General features: G+C 62.3%; 14 protein-coding genes. 3 read left to right on the forward strand and 11 right to left on the reverse strand.

All coding sequences use genetic code 11. The features are described 5' to 3' along the window. Positions 1-14 precede the first annotated feature (14 nt). The 4 genes from HS053_RS17120 to HS053_RS17135 form a co-directional block, all read right to left on the reverse strand. A complete protein-coding gene (locus HS053_RS17120) occupies positions 15-629 on the reverse strand; it encodes a hypothetical protein (RefSeq protein WP_174212460.1) in 615 nt (204 codons plus the stop codon). 132 nt (positions 630-761) lie between these two features. Next, a complete protein-coding gene (locus tag HS053_RS17125) occupies positions 762-1688 on the reverse strand; it encodes a DUF2493 domain-containing protein (RefSeq protein ID WP_174212472.1) in 927 nt (308 codons plus the stop codon). A 290-nt stretch (positions 1689-1978) separates the two neighbouring features. Further along, positions 1979-3043: a DUF7146 domain-containing protein gene (locus tag HS053_RS17130; RefSeq protein ID WP_174212461.1), complete on the reverse strand. Its 1065-nt coding sequence runs from the start codon at positions 3041-3043 to the stop codon at positions 1979-1981. Next, entirely contained in the window at positions 3043-7362 is a 4320-nt protein-coding gene (locus HS053_RS17135) for a strawberry notch family protein (protein ID WP_174212462.1), read from the reverse strand. Before HS053_RS17135 ends, HS053_RS17130 begins: the two co-directional genes overlap by 1 nt. 304 nt (positions 7363-7666) lie before the next feature. On the opposite strand from HS053_RS17135, the gene HS053_RS17140 reads away from it, so the two are divergent. Continuing rightward, positions 7667-8719, forward strand: coding sequence for an AAA family ATPase (locus tag HS053_RS17140; protein WP_206677618.1), 1053 nt, complete (start codon positions 7667-7669; stop codon positions 8717-8719). A 126-nt stretch (positions 8720-8845) separates the two neighbouring features. Continuing rightward, complete coding sequence (locus tag HS053_RS17145; RefSeq protein ID WP_347233347.1) at positions 8846-11065, forward strand: S8 family peptidase; 2220 nt, start codon at positions 8846-8848, stop codon at positions 11063-11065. 120 nt (positions 11066-11185) lie between these two features. Here the strand turns inward: HS053_RS17145 and HS053_RS17150 are convergent, their stop codons facing one another. After that, positions 11186-11509 carry a DUF736 domain-containing protein gene (locus HS053_RS17150; protein ID WP_174212463.1) on the reverse strand — a complete coding sequence of 108 codons (324 nt, stop codon included), beginning with the start codon at positions 11507-11509 and terminating at the stop codon, positions 11186-11188. Between the two features lie 813 nt (positions 11510-12322). Then, complete coding sequence (locus HS053_RS17155) at positions 12323-12745, reverse strand: antirestriction protein (protein ID WP_174212464.1); 423 nt, start codon at positions 12743-12745, stop codon at positions 12323-12325. Between the two features lie 164 nt (positions 12746-12909). On the opposite strand from HS053_RS17155, the gene HS053_RS17160 reads away from it, so the two are divergent. Continuing rightward, a complete protein-coding gene (locus HS053_RS17160) occupies positions 12910-13200 on the forward strand; it encodes a hypothetical protein (protein ID WP_174212465.1) in 291 nt (96 codons plus the stop codon). A 45-nt stretch (positions 13201-13245) separates the two neighbouring features. Here the strand turns inward: HS053_RS17160 and HS053_RS17165 are convergent, their stop codons facing one another. From HS053_RS17165 to HS053_RS17185, 5 genes are all read right to left on the reverse strand, one after another. Further along, positions 13246-13890, reverse strand: a complete 645-nt coding sequence (locus HS053_RS17165) for an antitoxin of toxin-antitoxin stability system (RefSeq protein WP_174212466.1) — start codon at positions 13888-13890, stop codon at positions 13246-13248. A 63-nt stretch (positions 13891-13953) separates the two neighbouring features. Then, positions 13954-14517: a hypothetical protein gene (locus tag HS053_RS17170; protein WP_174212467.1), complete on the reverse strand. Its 564-nt coding sequence runs from the start codon at positions 14515-14517 to the stop codon at positions 13954-13956. A 125-nt stretch (positions 14518-14642) separates the two neighbouring features. After that, positions 14643-15521 carry a DUF7007 domain-containing protein gene (locus HS053_RS17175; RefSeq protein ID WP_174212468.1) on the reverse strand — a complete coding sequence of 293 codons (879 nt, stop codon included), beginning with the start codon at positions 15519-15521 and terminating at the stop codon, positions 14643-14645. Positions 15522-15765: 244 nt separating this feature from the next. Continuing rightward, the gene (locus tag HS053_RS17180) at positions 15766-16758 is read right to left on the reverse strand and encodes a tyrosine-type recombinase/integrase (RefSeq protein ID WP_149141477.1); all 993 of its coding nucleotides are present in this window, start codon (positions 16756-16758) and stop codon (positions 15766-15768) included. Further along, a partial coding sequence (locus tag HS053_RS17185) for a tyrosine-type recombinase/integrase (protein ID WP_174212469.1) occupies positions 16755-17221 on the reverse strand: 467 nt, incomplete at its 5' end. The genes HS053_RS17185 and HS053_RS17180, both read right to left, overlap by 4 nt.

Raw genomic sequence — 17221 nt, forward strand, 5'->3', positions numbered from 1 at the left:
TTCAACCACACTGGTCAAACAGCGACCCCGAATTGACTGGCCATCCATTTGATCCTTGGATGGTTGGGTGCCAGTTTGTAGTCCCAGTCGACGCTGCCTAGCGTCGCTCCAATCAACTTTCGAAACCATTGCGAAGTCGGTTGCTGGGGATTAGCGATTAGGGCGTTTCCGTTCCCCTGAACGAATAGGTAGTCCGTCAACCCCGCGGATTCAGTAGTCAGCAAAGAAATGTCGCTGGACTGGCGCCAAGCCATCTCTGTGGCTTTGCACACTTCTATCAAATCGAACGGCAACCAAGCCATGTGCAGATGGGCTTGGTCGACGCCACAACTCACGACCCCGCCATAGACGCCTCCATGCTCGAATTCATAGAGAGCTTCGCTCTGGCTGCGTGCACAAGCCCTGGCCTTTAGTTGCCCGCGCATATCATTCAAAGCGGCCCGCTCTTGGTCGGTCATGCTGCTTAGGGTCGCCATAGGCCGTCTTGGGATGACAACAAGCCAAACATCTACTAGAGCACCAAGGGATGGCATCGCGACAAAGTATTCATTTTCAAGAACAACGACATCGTGCAATGGCCGGACGTTTGTGCCGGGGTGAGTCAACCACAGGAATTTACTGCTCTTCATTGTCTTGGATTTCCGGTTGATTCGAAGGGGCGCCGTTACGCCTCAGAGGCTACACTTGTCAAGGATAATTGTATAGCGCTTCTGTGGGGCGCCTCGGTGGGGATGTCTGCGCTTGGGGTATGGTGGCAGCGCTCACGCGCTGCCGGTCGCCATACGATAGACTGGGATGCCCATCTTGCGCGCTTTGTCGGCCAGGTTGTCCTGGATGCCGGTGCCCGGGAAGACCACGACGCCGATCGGCATGCAGTCCAGCATCTGGTCGTTGCGCTTGAAGGGTGCGGCCTTGGCGTGTTTGGTCCAGTCCGGCTTGAAGGCGACCTGTGGCACTTTGCGGTTGGAGGCCCAGGTGGCCGCGATGCGCTCGGCACCCTTGGGTGAGCCGCCGTGCAACAGCACCATGTCGGGGTGCTTGGCGTGGATCTGATCGAGACGGTCCCAGATCAGCCGGTGATCGGTGGTGTCGCCGCCCGAGAAGGCAACCTTGGGTCCCGGAGGCACCAGGCTCTCGGTCTCTGCGCGTTTCTTGGCGGCGATGAAGTCGCGGCTGTCGATCATCGCGGCGGTCAGGTGGCGATGGCTGGTGCGCGAGCCCGAACGCGGTGACCAGTGAGTGCCGGTGGCCTTGAGGAAGAGGTCGGCAGCGGTTTCGCGGAAGAGTTCCATGCTCTCACGCCGGTCGATCAGGCCCTGTCCGATGTCGATCAGAGTTTCAAGCTGGACGGATTTCACCTCGGAGCCGTCCTGTTCGCGCTGAAGGCGTTTCTGTGCTTGCTCGTTATCGTCGAGCTTGGTCTCGATCCGCTCGGCGGCACGGTGGAAGGTGTTGACGGTCGACCACAGGATCTCGTCGAGGTCGAAATCGAGGCTGGTGTCGGCCATGGTGGAAATCAGGGCGTCGAAGATGTCGGCGACGGCGGTCTGGATGACGTGGTCTTCGGGCGTAATCCGGGGATCGGCCTCGCCCGCTGCGGGACGGTAGCCATAAAGCTGCAGGTCCTGGATCATGGTGTCGGTCGGCGAGGAGGTGTGATCGGGTTCGAATTCATCGTGGGCGTACATGGGATGCTCCATCGTCTGGACCGCGACCGTCGCGGCCTTCATGGCGACGAAAAGCCGACAAGCGGTCTGGTCTGGCAGCCCGAGCCTTTTGCGAGGGCCTCGATGGCCAAGCCCGGCTATTTTGCCTCGCGATGCAAAGGCGGGGTCTTCCCCGCCGGCGGAAAATAGTCGGGCGCCGCCATTGCCTGACCGGACCGTTTGTGGGCCGCTCGCCCTCTAGAAGGCCGAGGCGCGGTCCCGCTGATGGAACTGCAGCCTCGTATGCCCGTGACGAGGTCGGACCTCGTGGATCACTCGCTGCGACGGGTCACATAATCCTGCGTCAGGTAGCGACTGACGTCCTCCGGCGCGAGTTGCACCCGGATATGCGCCCGAAGTGCATCCAGACCGCGGGTGGTGAGATCGTCGTTGAAATCCTCCAACATGGGCGAGAGCGTGATTGCCTCGATCCCGGCATCAAAGGCCCGGGCGACCAGGCTATCCCTTGCGCCGTCCCCCGCCGGATCGTTGTCGCGGACGATATAGAGCCTGCGCAGATGTGCCGGAAAGAGGAGGGCTGCGAGATGTCCGGCCGACAGCGCCGCAACCATCGGCATTTTGGGCAGGGCCTGTCGGAGGGAGAGCACGGTCTCGATGCCCTCCCCTGCTGCCATGACCTCTTTGGCCACCCCGAACCAGACCGCGTGGCCGAGCAAATCCCCCATCGCCTTCCGCTGTGTGTCGACAGGCGCCTTTGAGCCGCCATCGCGCGCAAGCCAAGTGCGGTGCACCCCGGTGACCTTGCCACCCTCGTCGGTGACGGCAGCGATCATGGCGGGCCAGGTCTCGGTCTGATCCTCGCCCTGCCCCCGATAGTAGCAGTTCGGGTGGAACTTCAGGGCTCCAGTGTCGCGCAGATCGGTGATGCCGCGCGACCGCAAATAGGTCGCCGCCAGCGAGCCTTTGAGCGGGCCGGACATGCTAAGGAGCCGCCGTGCCGCTTCCGACGATCCAGAGGGTGCAGGGGCAAGTTTCGAGGATGGGGTGTTTGCCGCTGGCTCGAGTTGCGGCAGGCTAAGGAAGCGCCGTGCTTCCTCGAGCACGTCGGCGAAATCGCTGAGCCCAAGGCTTTCGCGGATGACGTCGAGGAGGTCACCGTGAGTTCCTTCGGATGGATCCTGCCACTTTCCAGCGGCACCCTTGCCTGAAGCGGGACCGGTGAGGCGCACGAACATCGAGCGGCCGCCCGTGTTGCGGATATTGCCGACCTGCCAGTAGTTGCCCTGCCTGCGCCCGTTGGAGAGATAGGTTCGACAGACTGCCTCGGCCTGTTGGCCAAGGCGCTTCGCCAAATCTGCGGCATCAATACGGGACATCAGGCAACCTCACGCTCAGAAACGCGGGAGATAGGCCAGAGGTTGAAGAGCTTGGCAAGCACTCCCGCGCCGTCATCTCCGACCGGAACGAAGAAGCGCAGTTTCCACGAAATGATCTCGCTGAAGAGGCCGTAAGCCCGCAGTCGCTCGCGCATGCCTTCGGTGAACCCGGTCAACTCGATCCGGTTCACTCCCATCACGCGGGAGCGGCGGAGTTGCAGGCTATCAGCCAGATCGAGAATGGTCTTGCCCTCGATCAGCGCAGCATAAGCCTGATCGGCGGAAAGGTTCGGCACCCCTGCCCCGGTGGCCGTGGCGGCCCATGCGGGCGACACCCGGCGGCCGATGATCCGCTCGCCGTCATCGGTCTGCAGCCGGTAGACGCGGGTTTCGTCGTGGGGCAGGCGTTTCCAGACCGGCAGGAGAAGACCCGAGACGACATGCAGTGTGCTGTCGGTGAACTCCGGAACTTCGGCCACCTCGGCATTCCAGGCGCCAACAAAGGCGGGGCGATCCGTCTCGACCCATTGCGTACCGCCCATCAGGCGGATGGCGATGTTCTGACTTTCCACGGGGCGGATCAGCCGTACGCGTCGTTCGATCTCGCCATCGTCCAGCATCAGGCTGGTGGTCGGCACCTGCACTGCCGCCCGGCCTGAACGGGTGTTGATCATCAGGACGGCACGCGGGTCGTCGAGTTCGGCGAGAGCCTCGTCCAGCAGGCGCGGCTTGTTACGACGGCGTTCCGTGATGGAGAGAAGCCGGGTTTCTGCGCCGGTGGTCGGATGGGTGTAGATCACCTGCCGGTCGGTGACACGGAAACTCTCGGCACGAAGCGTCTCCAACCCGAGATCATAGGTGCCGGAGGCCATAGCCCCGTCGATGCGCGCCTCAAGGAGTTGCTCGAAGGCCGAAAAGAGGATGCCCTGCATCTCGATGGTCAAGGCCAGGAGGCGGTTCAGGAACGTGGTGATCGGCGGCAGGTCGTCCTTGATGCCATTGGTGTCCATCAGTTTCAGGCCCGTCGCCGCTTCGAAACGCTGCAGCGAGCAGCCATCGATCTTGCCGCGCACGATCAGAAGGTAGAGTTGGCGCAACGCGTCGCGGGCATAGAGGCTTTCGAGATTGTCCTCGGGCCGGAACAGCCCCTGCCCGCCCGTCTGACGTTGCCCCCGCGTAATGGCACCGAGCGTATCGAGGCGGCGGGCGATGGTACTGAGAAAACGCTTCTCCGCCTTCACATCGGTCGAGATTGGCCGGAACAGCGGCGGCTGTGCCTGGTTGGTTCGGTTGGTGCGACCAAGGCCCTGGATTGCGGCATCGGCCTTCCAGCCCGGTTCCAGCAGGTAATGGACCCGGAGCCGCTGATTCTCGGCGGACAATTCGGCGTGATAGCTGCGCCCGGTGCCACCGGCATCGGAGAAGATCAGCACACGCTTCTGGTCATCCATAAAGGCGGAGGTTTCCGCCAAGTTGGCCGACGGCGCGCGGGTCTCGACCGCCAGCCGCGCCGCAGGGCCTTCTCCCTTGCGGATGATGCGGCGCGACCGACCGGTGACCTCTGCGACCACTTCCGTCCCGAAATGCTGGATCACCTGATCGAGCGCGCCCGGAACTGAGGGCAACGATCCGAGGTATTCCAGCATTTCATCGCGCCGGCGCACGGCCTCCCGGCATTCGACCGGCTGACCATCGCGGAAGACCGGGCGAGAGGACAGGTTGCCCTCCCCATCGGTGAAGGGCTCGTAAAGCTGCACCGGAAAGGAATGCTGAAGGTACGAACCTACATACTCACGCGGAGTGACATCAACCGTGAGGTCATTCCATTCGTCGGTCGGGATTTCTGCCAGCCGCCGTTCCATCAGCGCCTCGCCCGTGGAGACAATCTGGATGACGGCTGCATGGCCCTCCGCCAGATCGGCAGTGACAGACCGGATCAGCGTCGGGGTTTTCATGCTGGTCAGCAGGTGGCCGAAGAAGCGTTGCTTTGTCGATTCAAAGGCCGAGCGCGCGGCGGATTTGGCCTGCCGATTCAGCGTGCCATCCGAGCCAGTGATGTTGGCCGCCTCCATCGCCGCATCGAGATTGTTGTGGATGACGGCGAAAGCGCCCGCGTAAGCATCATAGATGCGGCGCTGCTCGTCGGTCAGCTGATGCTCGACCAGCTCGTATTCGACACCGTCGTAGGAAAGCGACCTCGCGGTGTAGAGGCCGAGGGCACGCAGATCGCGGGCCAGAACTTCCATGGCCGCGACGCCACCGGCCTCGATCGCCTCGACGAATTCGGCGCGTGTCGCGAAGGGGAAATCCTCGCCGCCCCAGAGGCCGAGCCGCTGCGCATAAGCGAGATTGTGGACGGTCGTCGCCCCAGTAGCCGAGACATAGACGATGCGGGCATCGGGCAGTGCATGCTGCAGGCGGAGACCCGCCCTTCCCTGCTGCGAGGCTTCGACATCGCCGCGCTCGCCCTTGCCGCCGCCCGCATTTTGCATGGCATGGCTTTCGTCGAAGATGATGACCCCGTCGAAATCGCGCCCCAGCCAGTCCACGATCTGGCGCACGCGCGAGACCTTTTCGCCGCGATCATCCGAGCGCAGTGTGGCATAGGTGGTGAATAGAACGCCCTCCGACAGGGTGATCGGCTTGCCTTGGGCAAAACGCGACAGCGGCGTGACCAGGAGCCTTTCCTGGCCAAGTGCAGACCAGTCGCGCTGCGCATCTTCGATCAGCTTGTCGGATTTCGAGATCCAGACCGCCTTGCGACGTCCCCGCAGCCAGTTCTCGAGGATGATCCCGGCCGACTGGCGCCCCTTGCCCGCGCCGGTGCCATCGCCCAGCATGAAGCCGCGGCGAAAGCGGACCGCGCCTGAGGCGCCTTCAGCCGCAGCGCTGACGGCGTCGAAGGTCTCATCCATGGTCCAGCTTCCGGCAAGATGGTCGGAATGGGCCTCTCCGGCATAGATCACCGTCTCCAGCTGGGCATCGGACAGCCGTTGGCAAATGTCGGAAGGCAACATGGGCCGATAGCTCGGGCGCGGCGGCGCGACCGAGGCCATGGCAGCGGATTGCACCAACTTGGTCGGATGCGGCACGGCGCCGGGAATCCGGATCGATTGCAGGCCGTATTCTTCGTAGATCGCATCCGACAGGCGGGCGGTATCAGATGGCACAACATCGATGACCTCGTATGCGAGTTCGACGGCGGCTGGCGAAGCGGTGGGTCTGCGGGGAGTTGGTGCTGCGTTTGCCCGAGCGAGATAGCCCCGAACAGATCGCGCCGCCGCGGGCTGCGTCGGTGACGGTGGCTTCGGAGAATCCTCAGACAGGCGCGGCGGCACTTGGTCGGCGATCCAGCCGAGCAGGGTCGCGACATCTGGCGCCATGCCGGGAGAAGCCGGGAACGAAGTGGGATCGTTGGCCGGGATCTTGTCGATCACCGTCAGACGCGTCGGAAACGTTGTCCCATGCCGTGCATAGACCGAGCCGTCGATTGCCGCCGAAAAGACGACGGTCCCACCTTCCTGCAGCCGGACGAAAGCCTCGCGCCAGGCGGTTATGTCGGGGCCGAAACCGGCACCGGTGATCGTGACCAGCCGCCCGCCTGGAGCGAGGCGCGCCAGGGCGGAGGCGATGTGCCGGAAGGCGGCGTTCTGAACCTTGCCGCTAACATTCGCCATCGCCGAAAACGGCGGGTTCATCACGACCACTGAGGGCACGACCCCGGCGCCGAGGTGGTCATGAATTTGCGCCGCATCGAAGCGGCTGACGGAAAGGGCCGGGAAGAGGGAAGCGAGGAGATCGGCTCGGGTGTCGGCCAACTCGTTAAGGATCAGACTGCCGCCGGAGATTTCGGCGAGGATCGCCAGGAGGCCAGTGCCTGCCGAAGGCTCCAGTACCACATCGTCGGGGCCGATCGCGGCTGCGGTCAGCGCAGCTAGGCCAAGCGGGATCGGTGAGGAGAACTGCTGCAACGCCTGGCTTTCCTCGGAGCGGCGCGTGTGGCTGGGCAGGAGGCCGGAGATTTTCGAAAGCGCTGCCAGCCGCGCCGCAGGTGCGCCAGCTTGACGGAAGATCGTGCGGCCGTACTTCCGCAAGAACAGAACTGTCGCGGCCTCGCAGGCATCATAACCCGCCTTCCAGTCCCAAAGACCTGAGGCATCGGATGCGCCGAAGGCTGCTTCCATAGCGACACGTAGCGTCGCACTGTCAACGCGCTGCCCGTGTTCGAGCGACGGCAACAAGAGGCCAGCTGCCGCCAAGATGGCTGAAGCCGGAGCGACCGGCGCTTGCGCCAAGATCGCCGGGGAAAGGTCGTTCATCGGGAATTCCTCAAGAGAGCAGGAACGGGTCAGGCCCGATCAGCGCTCTCTCTCATCCGCCGGACCTGACCCGTCCCGGCTCCCCTCTCCCTCTTCGCGCCAGGGATCGTCGCCCGCATGGGTGGAGACTGCCTCGCAGGCTCCAGTCCGAAGGACCAGGGCCCGGTCCCGGCGGAACGCCGGGAGGTGCCCGGCTTCGCCTCAGTTCAAATTGTACAATTCAGACCAAAAAGTTGGATCGACTTGACTGACATCCCACTTCGCAATCGCCAGTGAGCGGCGGACTGCAGATGCCTGGGGAAGCATGACCACGTCCAGAATATTTGTGGTCACCGCCACTGGCGCGCGCTACAACATGTTGACAGGAGGTGGTCACGTGGCTCGCGGCGAACTAATGAAAAAATTGCTTGCCAGCTACGGCCGGGACGATGAGTTCCGCGTTGTGGTCGAGCAGATTATTGCCGATGAAGAAAAGAAGAACAACCATGTCCTCGCGCGGTCTCTGCGTAAGACTTTGGAAAATATAGGTTCCGTCGCACCATCGACTGGCCTCTCGCGCTTGCTTCCGTTTCCTGACGAGGCCAAGGACTTCATTCATCGCGTCGAGCCAAAGCGCAGTGCGCAGGATATCTTGCTTTCGCGCGAGAACACGGAGCTGTTCGTCAGCTTGATTCAGGAGTTCCGACAAGCTGACCGCTTCAGGCGTCATGGGCTCCCGTTGCGATCAAAACTACTCTTTTGCGGCCCACCAGGCACCGGCAAGACGCTTTGTGCCGAGATATTTGCTGCAGAGTTGGGGCTTCCGTTCTTCCATGTGCGGCTGGACAGCCTGATTTCCTCTTACCTTGGCGAAACCGCGAGCAACATCCGAAAGACTTTTGAATTTGCCCGCCGTCAGCCATGTGTACTGTTTTTCGACGAGTTTGATGCCCTCGCCCGCTCACGGGAGGAGGCTGGCGAGCACAACGAATTGCGCCGGGTCGTAAACAGCCTTCTGATTTTTATAGAGCAGATCGAGCCTAGCGGCTTCCTGATTGCAGCGACCAACTTGGATCAACATCTGGATCCCGCTATCTGGCGTCGGTTCGACGAGGTAATCTGGTTCGAGTTGCCCGATATGGGCATGATCGAAAAGTATCTGGCCCAAGCCTTCAAGAATTCAAGAATCAATTTTGATCCCGCCGCGTTTGCTGCGGAACTGCGAGGGTACTCCTATGCAGATTTGGAGAAGCTATGCGTTCAGACCCTGAAGATCTCGATTTTGGACGGAAATCGAGCAGTGACGGAGGCTCACTTCCGCAACGCCCTGCGGCACGCGCAGCGTCGTCGCAGGCGGGAAGCGCAATTGGATTCCTGATCTACGGGGCAGTCATTGCCGCAGCTTGACCATCTTCAACTCATTCGCCTACCCGAGACACTTCCGCGTAGAAAGACTGGCTTTCCCGGTCCAACGCCACAACGTGGCGGAGGATATGGTCATCGCGTGAAGGCCGAAGTGGAGGCCGCGGTCGAAGCCCAAATCCGAAATCGTCCACCGCAGTTCGTCGATCCCTCACTAATCCTTCGGGTCAGGATGGAAGGCATGCTGCTTGAGGATGAGTGGGAAGCGCTCGGACTTACGCTCCTCGCGAGTGATGAAGACAAGAATATTGTCCTATTCTCATCCGCAGGTGATCTCGCTGCGCTCGTTCAGCGGCTCGACGCTTTTGACGGTCCGATTCCCGAAGGTCAGCGGGGCCGTCGCTATGAGGGTTTCGTTGCGCGGATCGAAGGCGTGAGTACTCTGGCACCCCGTGACCGTCTCGGGCTGCGATTGCGCCAGGCGGGGTTTACGGAGGCAACGGATCTGCAGGACGATCAGGTCTACGTTGTCGATATTGAACTTTGGGACTTCGGTGTTCGCGGCGCGCGAGAACGCAAGGCTACGGAGATTGAAACCTTCATCACAGCCCAAATGGGCGATGTCTATGACGTTTACATTGGCCCTTCAATCACTCTATTGCGGGCAGCAGCCTCAGGTCGGGTACTGCGCCCGCTGCTCTCCGTGCCAGAAATCGCCTATATCGATCTGCCGCCTGTCCCTGATCTCGAGGCGGCCGAACTCGTTCGTATGGACCTTCAGAATGCTCCCGCGATCCTCCCAGCAGATGAAAATGCGCCCGTCATCGGCGTTCTCGACAGCGGATTGAACGATCACCCATTCCTTGCCGGAAGCATTGTAGGACAGATTGCTTTTCCCGCTGCCCTGGGTGCAGCAGATGTTTGGGGTCACGGAACACGAGTCGCCGGTGTGGCAGCCTTTGGGGACTTGCGCGCTATCGCCCCAGGGCAGCCACTGCAACCCGCCGGAAGGCTGGTCTCAGCAAAGGTTGTACAAGACAACGGCAGTTTCTACGAGCGGCGCACTTTGCCTGGCCAGATGCGGGAAGCTATCACTCGCCTAAGAGCGGAGTACGGCTGCCGGATTTTCGTGATTTCGCTGGGCGACGTCCGAGCAAGAAATGAGCCTGGGCGGGTTGGGCCCTGGGCTGCAACCCTAGACGAGTTGGCCCGAGAGTTAGATGTCCTGATATTTGTTTCTGCAGGAAACCGCTGCCCACGAGGAGGAGCTGCAGTGGAGCAGGGCGTCACGGAATATCCCGGCTATCTCCTGGAACCGGCGAACCGGCTTTGTGAACCGGCGGGCGCCGCAAACATTATCACGGTCGGTTCCTTGGCGCATGGCACTGGAATCGGAGCAAGGCACGCACACGATGCTCATGTCCGGGCAATCACCAATGCCTTGGAACCATCGCCATTTTCAAGGTCAGGACCCGGAGCGGGCGGAATACGAAAGCCAGATTTCGTAGATATCGGCGGTACGCTTGTCTTTGATGCGCCATCGGCCAGCCTTCAGGGGGCCCCGAGGTTTCCAGAGGCTGGGCTCATAACGCTCAATCACGAGTTTCTGCGCCAGCTCATCACCAGCGGCAATGGTACCTCCTATGCGGCGCCAATGCTTGCGAACAAGGCGGCCTATCTCTTGCGGCGCTTCCCTTGGGCCACATCTAATCTGATCCGGGCGCTGCTGGCTGGTGCGGCAGCGCTGCCAGAGCCCTCTGAACTTGCCCTTCAAGCACTTGATGAGGATGCAAAGGCCCGGATCTGTGGGAATGGTCTGGTAGACACCCTGCGTGCAGCCTATTCGGACGATCATCGCGTTGTGCTTTTTGCCCAAGAACGCCTCGGGATAAATGAGTTTGCGGTATACAGGGTGCCGATCCCTGCAGAGTTTCAATCTAACGGACGGCGCACGATCAGGGTATCGCTCGCTTTCGATCCGCCTGTCCGAAGGACTCGTGCCGAGTATATCGGAACCAAAATGAATTTCCGACTCCTGCGGGGATGCGAAGTAGAAGACGTGTTCGAACATTTCCGGGCCCGCAACGAAGAGGAGGGCGACCCGCCCGGCATCCCTAACCGGTTCAAATGTGGCCTTGAACCCGGCCCAAATCGACGGGATGGCAACACCCTGCAAGCTGCGGCGAAGAGTTTTGAGCGCGACACCAGCGCATATGGCGATGAATACTACCTCGTCGTGCGCTGTGTTGGCGGCTGGGCGGAGGAGCAGGAGGTTGGCCAAAACTTCGCCGTGACCGTCGAACTTGAACATCAACCGGCGACACAGCTCTACGCGCGGTTGCGGCAACGGATACGGGTTTGAGCGAGGCTTGACGTGAAGTGCTTTGGGCCCATGCCCCGCCGGTTGTGCGGATCAAAGTGACTTGCGGCCAACACCCGCGTCGCGGCCCCGGTCTTTCGACCGGGGCCTTTGCTTTGGTGATCAATCGCCGCGGCGGGTGTTGGGGCGGGACCAGATGAGGCTGTAGCCATCGCCGTCTTCGTCATCGAAGAGGTTGGCGTAGATCGGCGCGGCAAAGCTCGGATCGTCCAGCTTCAGGCCCAGGTATTCGCGGCCCTCGTTCGATTTCTTCGTCCAGGCGGCGCCGATCTCGGCGCGGCCGACCAGAACCCGGTGTGAGGGGGCGTTCTCGCCCGAGGCCCGCAGGTCGGGGACAAGGCGCACACCCTTGGCCTGCAGGCTGAGGGTGAAGATTTCGCCTGTGTATTCGGTGCCAGTCTTCTTGAAGGTGCCGATGGTCGCCATGTTCTTTCTCCGTTTTGCTGTTTCGGGCCCGCGTCCTTGCGGCCTCGATGGCGATCGACAGCCCGGGGGCGACCGCTGGCGCACCCCCCGCATCCCGGGGTCCCCTGCACGCTTGCGTGCTGGGGTGGGTCGGGGGGCCAGACAGCACAGGAGGAACTTTCTTGCCGCGCGAGGAATGGCGGCTCAGCCGACAGGGGAAGAAAGTTGAGACGACGCTGTTGCGCCGAAGCGGTCGAGGCGAAGACGTCCTTCGGGCAGATCAGCCCATCACCAGAGGCCACTGGACGCGGGCTGGGACAGACAATCTACGGAGATCAAGGCGACCATGAAGGCCCGTCAGGAAAGACAGGACAAGCATCACCGGCGATAGCCGCCCCTCAGGCGGGCACATCAGGCCAGCTTGCGCCTCCCCCCTGCCCTGCTGCCTCGCGACTTCCGCCACCCCACCAGTTCTGGTCTGCCATCGTGATGGCAGGCAAAGGACGATCTTCGGACGAGGGCAGCCGTTGGGCCAATGTGCTGGCCGATCCGGGCCGAGACTCCCCTCCAACCGGCGAAACTCGACGATGATCTGACGGTGAGGCCGCTGCCCTCACGCCCCGCCCCATTTCCCGCCGCCTCATTGATCACTTGGCAAAGGCTCCTCGAAACCAGAGGCCGTCCAGCCGTGGCAATCCGCATGCCGCTGTGCGCGACCCATTGCGAATGCCGCCCGCGCCGAACTACGACGGCCAAATGCAAACACCCCCCGACGAAACCGCCGGAGGGTGCCAAAGGGTCAGGAATTGTCAGTCGGCTGGTGCGGCGCCCGCGTCAGTCGATCGCCTTGAAGATCTCTCCCGCCTCTGGGTGATCACCTGCGAACTCGTAAAGCCGCATGTAAGCTTCGGACAGTTGGTCGGCCTCATGTCGGAACGAGAGATGCGACAGCGCGAAGAGGGTGGCGATGATCCCGGCGGCCTCGGCCGAAACCTCGCCCATATAGCCGTTCGTCTCGCAGAAGATGCGAAACCTCTTGTCAGCGTCGGGCGACATGAACAGGGGCTGGCCACCCCGCTCGTGGAAACGCCAGAGACCACCAGCGTAATCGTCGGGGGCCAGCCAGGACATGAACTGATAGACGGCCCGCTCGCCGATCAGCATCAGGGCGGGGCTGAAAAGCGCGGGCAAGAACGCCATCCGGCGCGCCTCGGGTACAATGGTGGCAGGTTTTAGCGCGGTTGCAGCTTGCGTCATCGGAAATCCTCCGGATCAAGGGTGAATGGCGCGCCCCGGCGGCTCTCTCGACCCGCCCGAACACGCTGATTTCCGACCCAACTCTCGCTCTCTGGCGGACGCAGAGTTAATTTGGTTCACTTTATGTTCTATATTGGAAGGACGATCCGCATGGGAGACCCATCATGGACGGTGCCAAATTTGCCCTGCCCGCCACCGAACGCCAGATCGCCTATGCGCGGTCGCTGGCGCTCAAGAACCAGAGCCTGCTGCCCTGGGAAGTCCAACAGGATCGCCGTTCGCTCAGCGCCTGGATCGAGGCGCAGGCGAAGCTGAAACCTGCGGACACCAGCCATCCGACCTCCAAGCAGGTCGCCTTTGCCGAACGGCTTGCGCGGATCAAGCGCCGTGCCGTGCCGGACGAATGCTTTCGGGACCGACAGTTGCTGTCGCGCTGGATCGACAGCAACCGGTGAGGCACGACCGGGCTCTGGGGTGAGCACCGCAGTGTTTCCTGACGGCTATCCAAACCGCCGTCCTTCCTGAGTGAAGGTATAGCCATTGGCGACCAGCGTCTCGTCCACGGCTTCATCCGAGGTCAGGTGGTCGTATTCTTGTTCCAACTGCCGGTAGAGCCAATTGGCGAGATCGCGCAACGCTTCGGTGACTACGGCCTCAGCATCACCAATGATCTCGGCCGCAGCCGAACTGTCCCGCGTCACAGAGACGGCCATAGTGAAGGCATGATAGTAGGTGCCGCGATGTGAAACCTCGGCGCGCAGCTGGTAGAAATTCTGCCGCTGCGCCGCCTGCAATTTCTCAGCGATGCGATGCAGGGCCTGATCGTTCGGCGCATAGGCACGCAAATCGGCGGCGGCGGATTTCCGGTAAGAATAGACGCCCTCCCAAGCCGCGCCATCGCCCTGCGACCAGAAACCGCTGAACCAGATGCAGGGATCCTCGCGGGAGCGACCGCCGACCAGCCGGGAAACCCGTGTCTTGAGGCGGATGCCGAGGATGTCCGCGATGCGCTGGAAATCCTCATAGATGGCGTCGTACCAGTCATGGTCGAAGCCGCCTTCACGATACCAGGCGCGGACTCTGCCCTTGGCGCCTTCGGGAAGTTCATCGTTGCGATAGACGGTCGTGGCGATCACTTCGGGCATGAGCGGTTCCCTCATTTGCATGGCCCGGCCAATTGCCGGGGTGGGTTTTCGGCAGGGGGAAGATCAGGCCGCCAGGTCGAGGTCGACGGCGGCGGCAGCAAGGTCCCGCCAGAACGGGTCGACCAGACGGCCTTCCAGCGCGCGGGCGCGGGTGAGCAGCGCAGCGGCAGATGCGGGATCGCCCGCGTCCCCTGCCGCGCAGGCCTTGGCCCGAAACCCGCAGGCCTCATTCACCACGCGCCGCGCTTCGGCATCGCTGTCGACAGGGATGCACCAGTGAACGCCGCCCATCTGCACCTCCCCCGCCAGCACGAGGCCGTGTTCGGCATCTAGGATGGTGACGAGCTGTGGCACCAGGCGCAGGGCCGCATCGCGCCCCGCGTCGACATGACCGGAAGCGACGGCGTTGCGGGCCAGGGTTATGGCAGCCGCGAGGTCACCGCAGGTGCCGAGATCGACCTCGCGGTTGATGCACAGCTGATCGAGAGCCGGATCGTCCCAATGGGCAAGGCAGTGGCAGCTGACCCGCAGGGGCAAGCGGTCCGCGAGGCGCAGGCGGGCAAGAACCCCGCCGATCAAGTTGTCGCCGGGGCCACGGAAGGCGGTTTGGGAAATGGGTGCAGTCATCGGGATCACTCCGCGACGGGCGGCAGGAGACCCTCTCCCACCCTGAAACCCGTCACGGAACCACCCGCCCGTCTCTCCCTCTGGTGGGTGCCCAACCGCCAAGACAGGCACCCGCCATCTGGGAATCACCCCCCTTCCCTGCCGCGCCAGCCGATGAAGCTCGACGGGCCGTCATAGACGGCGTGGCGCGCCTCATCGATGACAAAGCCGAAGGCGCCGACCTTGTACTCCCCGGAGGGGACAAGGAAACGGCGCTCCTCGGATTTGGGATCGCGCCGCCCGCCGCGCGTGGCGATCACCTCAGTAAAGCCGCGATGCTGGTCGGAATAGATCGCCGAGATCACGACCCAATCGCTCGCATGGTAGCGGGCAAAGGCTTCGCCGTCGCGCGTGCTAGATTCCCCGGGCCTGAGCGCCCGGCCATGAATCGCCTCCCAGGCATTCGGCCAGCTGTGGCGCAAAGTTTCTTCGGCCTGACGGCGTTCAAGACCCGTGAAGAGATCCGGCCAAGCGGTCGTGACAGCGGCCCAGGCTGCATCCTCCTCGTACCAACCTCCCGTCGCGCGCAGCAGGGGATGCACTCGGGCATTGCGGTCCGCCGTCAGGTGGAACCCGCCATGGCCGGAGGTCGAGTGGAAGACCACGCCCTCGCCGTAGTGCACAGCGCCCTGCGACGGTCCCCAGGGCGTGCTGGCATGGGCGCGGAATTCCTGCCGAGCGAGGGCAGCCTTCTCGCCCTGATGCTCGGCCTGTTCCTGAGCGAAGACGTGGAACGCAGCCTCGTCAGCGACATCGCCGCCATGGCCGTAGAAGTCGGACCGCTTCCAGTCCGACAGGGGCTTGGTGAGGCGCCAGCTGCTGCCGAGGAAATGTCGACCATCAGCCGTAGGGATCATAGCATAGGCAGCATCGCCGATCCGGGCGACGGTCAGGCCATCAGCACTGCGGCCGAATTCCGGGCCAGGGAAAGAGGCGGGGGTACGGGAAGGAACGACGGTCTTCATGCAGCGAGCGCCTCCACCGCATCGATGTCTTCGCCGTCTAGGGCAGCGGTCAGCCATTCATGAGTGCTGATCCAGCCGACGCTCTTGCGCGCTCCGAGGTCGATGACATGCGCGCCACCGCCGAATGCCTCCAGCCGGGGCCGGGAACAGGTGTTTGAATATTATGCCGGGATCAGGATTATGCCGCATGGCCAGTGCCCACGCTTTAGAGCGTTGGCCTTGGCCATGCGGTCATTCGGCATATTCAGAGCGACTCGAGGAAGGCCAGCAGCTGATCGTCTGGTCGGTATCGGCTGGATTTGACCCCCGGTGCAGTCACCTGTCGGAGCGCATTTTCCTTTAGACGCATATCCGCGTGGATGTAGATCTGGGTGGTTTCCACGGATTCATGGCCGAGCCAAAGCGCGATGACCGCTTGGTCGACACCGCTATGCAATAGTTCCATCGCGGTGCTGTGGCGGAGCGTGTGCGGTGTAACGCGCTTCCCCTCAAGGCTTGGACAGGTCTGCGCCGCCTTGGCGCAGTATTTTCGGACCAGATGCTCAAGTGCGTCGCGACTGAGACGGTCTCCGCGGATCGAGGGGAACAGCGGACCTTCGCTATCCTTGCGATCACGGATCCAGCCAGCGATCAATCTGGCCGTATCGCGGCGTAAGGGCGTCCGCCGGTCTTTTCGGCCTTTCCCAAGACATTTAACATGGGCACCGGTCCCGAAGACCACGTCGTTGCAGTTCAGATTGACCAACTCTGAAGCCCGCAGCCCAGTTTGGAGAGCGAGCAGCAGCAAAGTGTGATCCCTGCGCCCCACCCAAGTGGCGCGGTCGGGCGAGCCGAGCAATGCGGCGATTTCGTCGGCATCGAGGAACGTCACCGCCCTTTTTTCTTGGCGTTTGTTCGGCATGGCCAGAATGCGTTGGCAGTGATGCAACAACACTGGCTCCGTCATCGCAACATACCGGAAGAAGGACCGGATCGCCGCGAGCCGGGCATTTCGAGACCGGACAGCGTTGCCGCGGGACCCTTCGACATGGATGAGGAAGTTCGCCACCATGTCGGCATCGATATCGCCAACTTCCAGCTTCGTTGGGGCTTTGCCGCTGCAGGCCCCGGCATAGCGGATCAGCAGGCGGAAGGTGTCGCGATACGATGCGATGGTATGACGGCTTGCTTCCATTTGGACGCACAAGCGATCTGTGAAGAAGCGCTGCAGCAAGGCTGGGAATGTCGCGGTCCTCATTGCGACTCCTCCGCCGCAGAACTCTCGCCGATCCGTGCCGAGGCTAGTTCGAGAAGCTCGGGCACGGCCTGAAGGTACCAGTAGGTGTCCCTTGGCCCCTCATGCCCGAGGTAGGTCGTCAGCTTGTGCATTTCGCGCGCAGCATCATGTCCGGCGCGATACCAGCCTGTGATCGTCCGGACGGCAAAAGTGTGCCGAAGATCGTGGATGCGCGGTGGCCTTCCGGGCATGGGCTTGGCCCATGTACCCCGCATGCCGATGCTCTGACAGACACGAACAAAGTTTGCCCGCGCCCAGCAATAATCGGGTCGTTCGCCTTTGCAATTCACGAAGAGCGGTTCCGAGTGTCGTTCGAGCAGTCGATCCCGTTCGGTACAGTAGTTCTTCAGTCTCACCGCGACATCCGGATCGATTGGAAGGATTCGTTCCTTGCCATTCTTGCCGTTCTTTATGTGGAGCAACT

This window comes from Tabrizicola fusiformis (assembly GCF_013328815.1).
In the GTDB taxonomy this organism is placed as follows: Bacteria; Pseudomonadota; Alphaproteobacteria; order Rhodobacterales; family Rhodobacteraceae; genus Fuscibacter.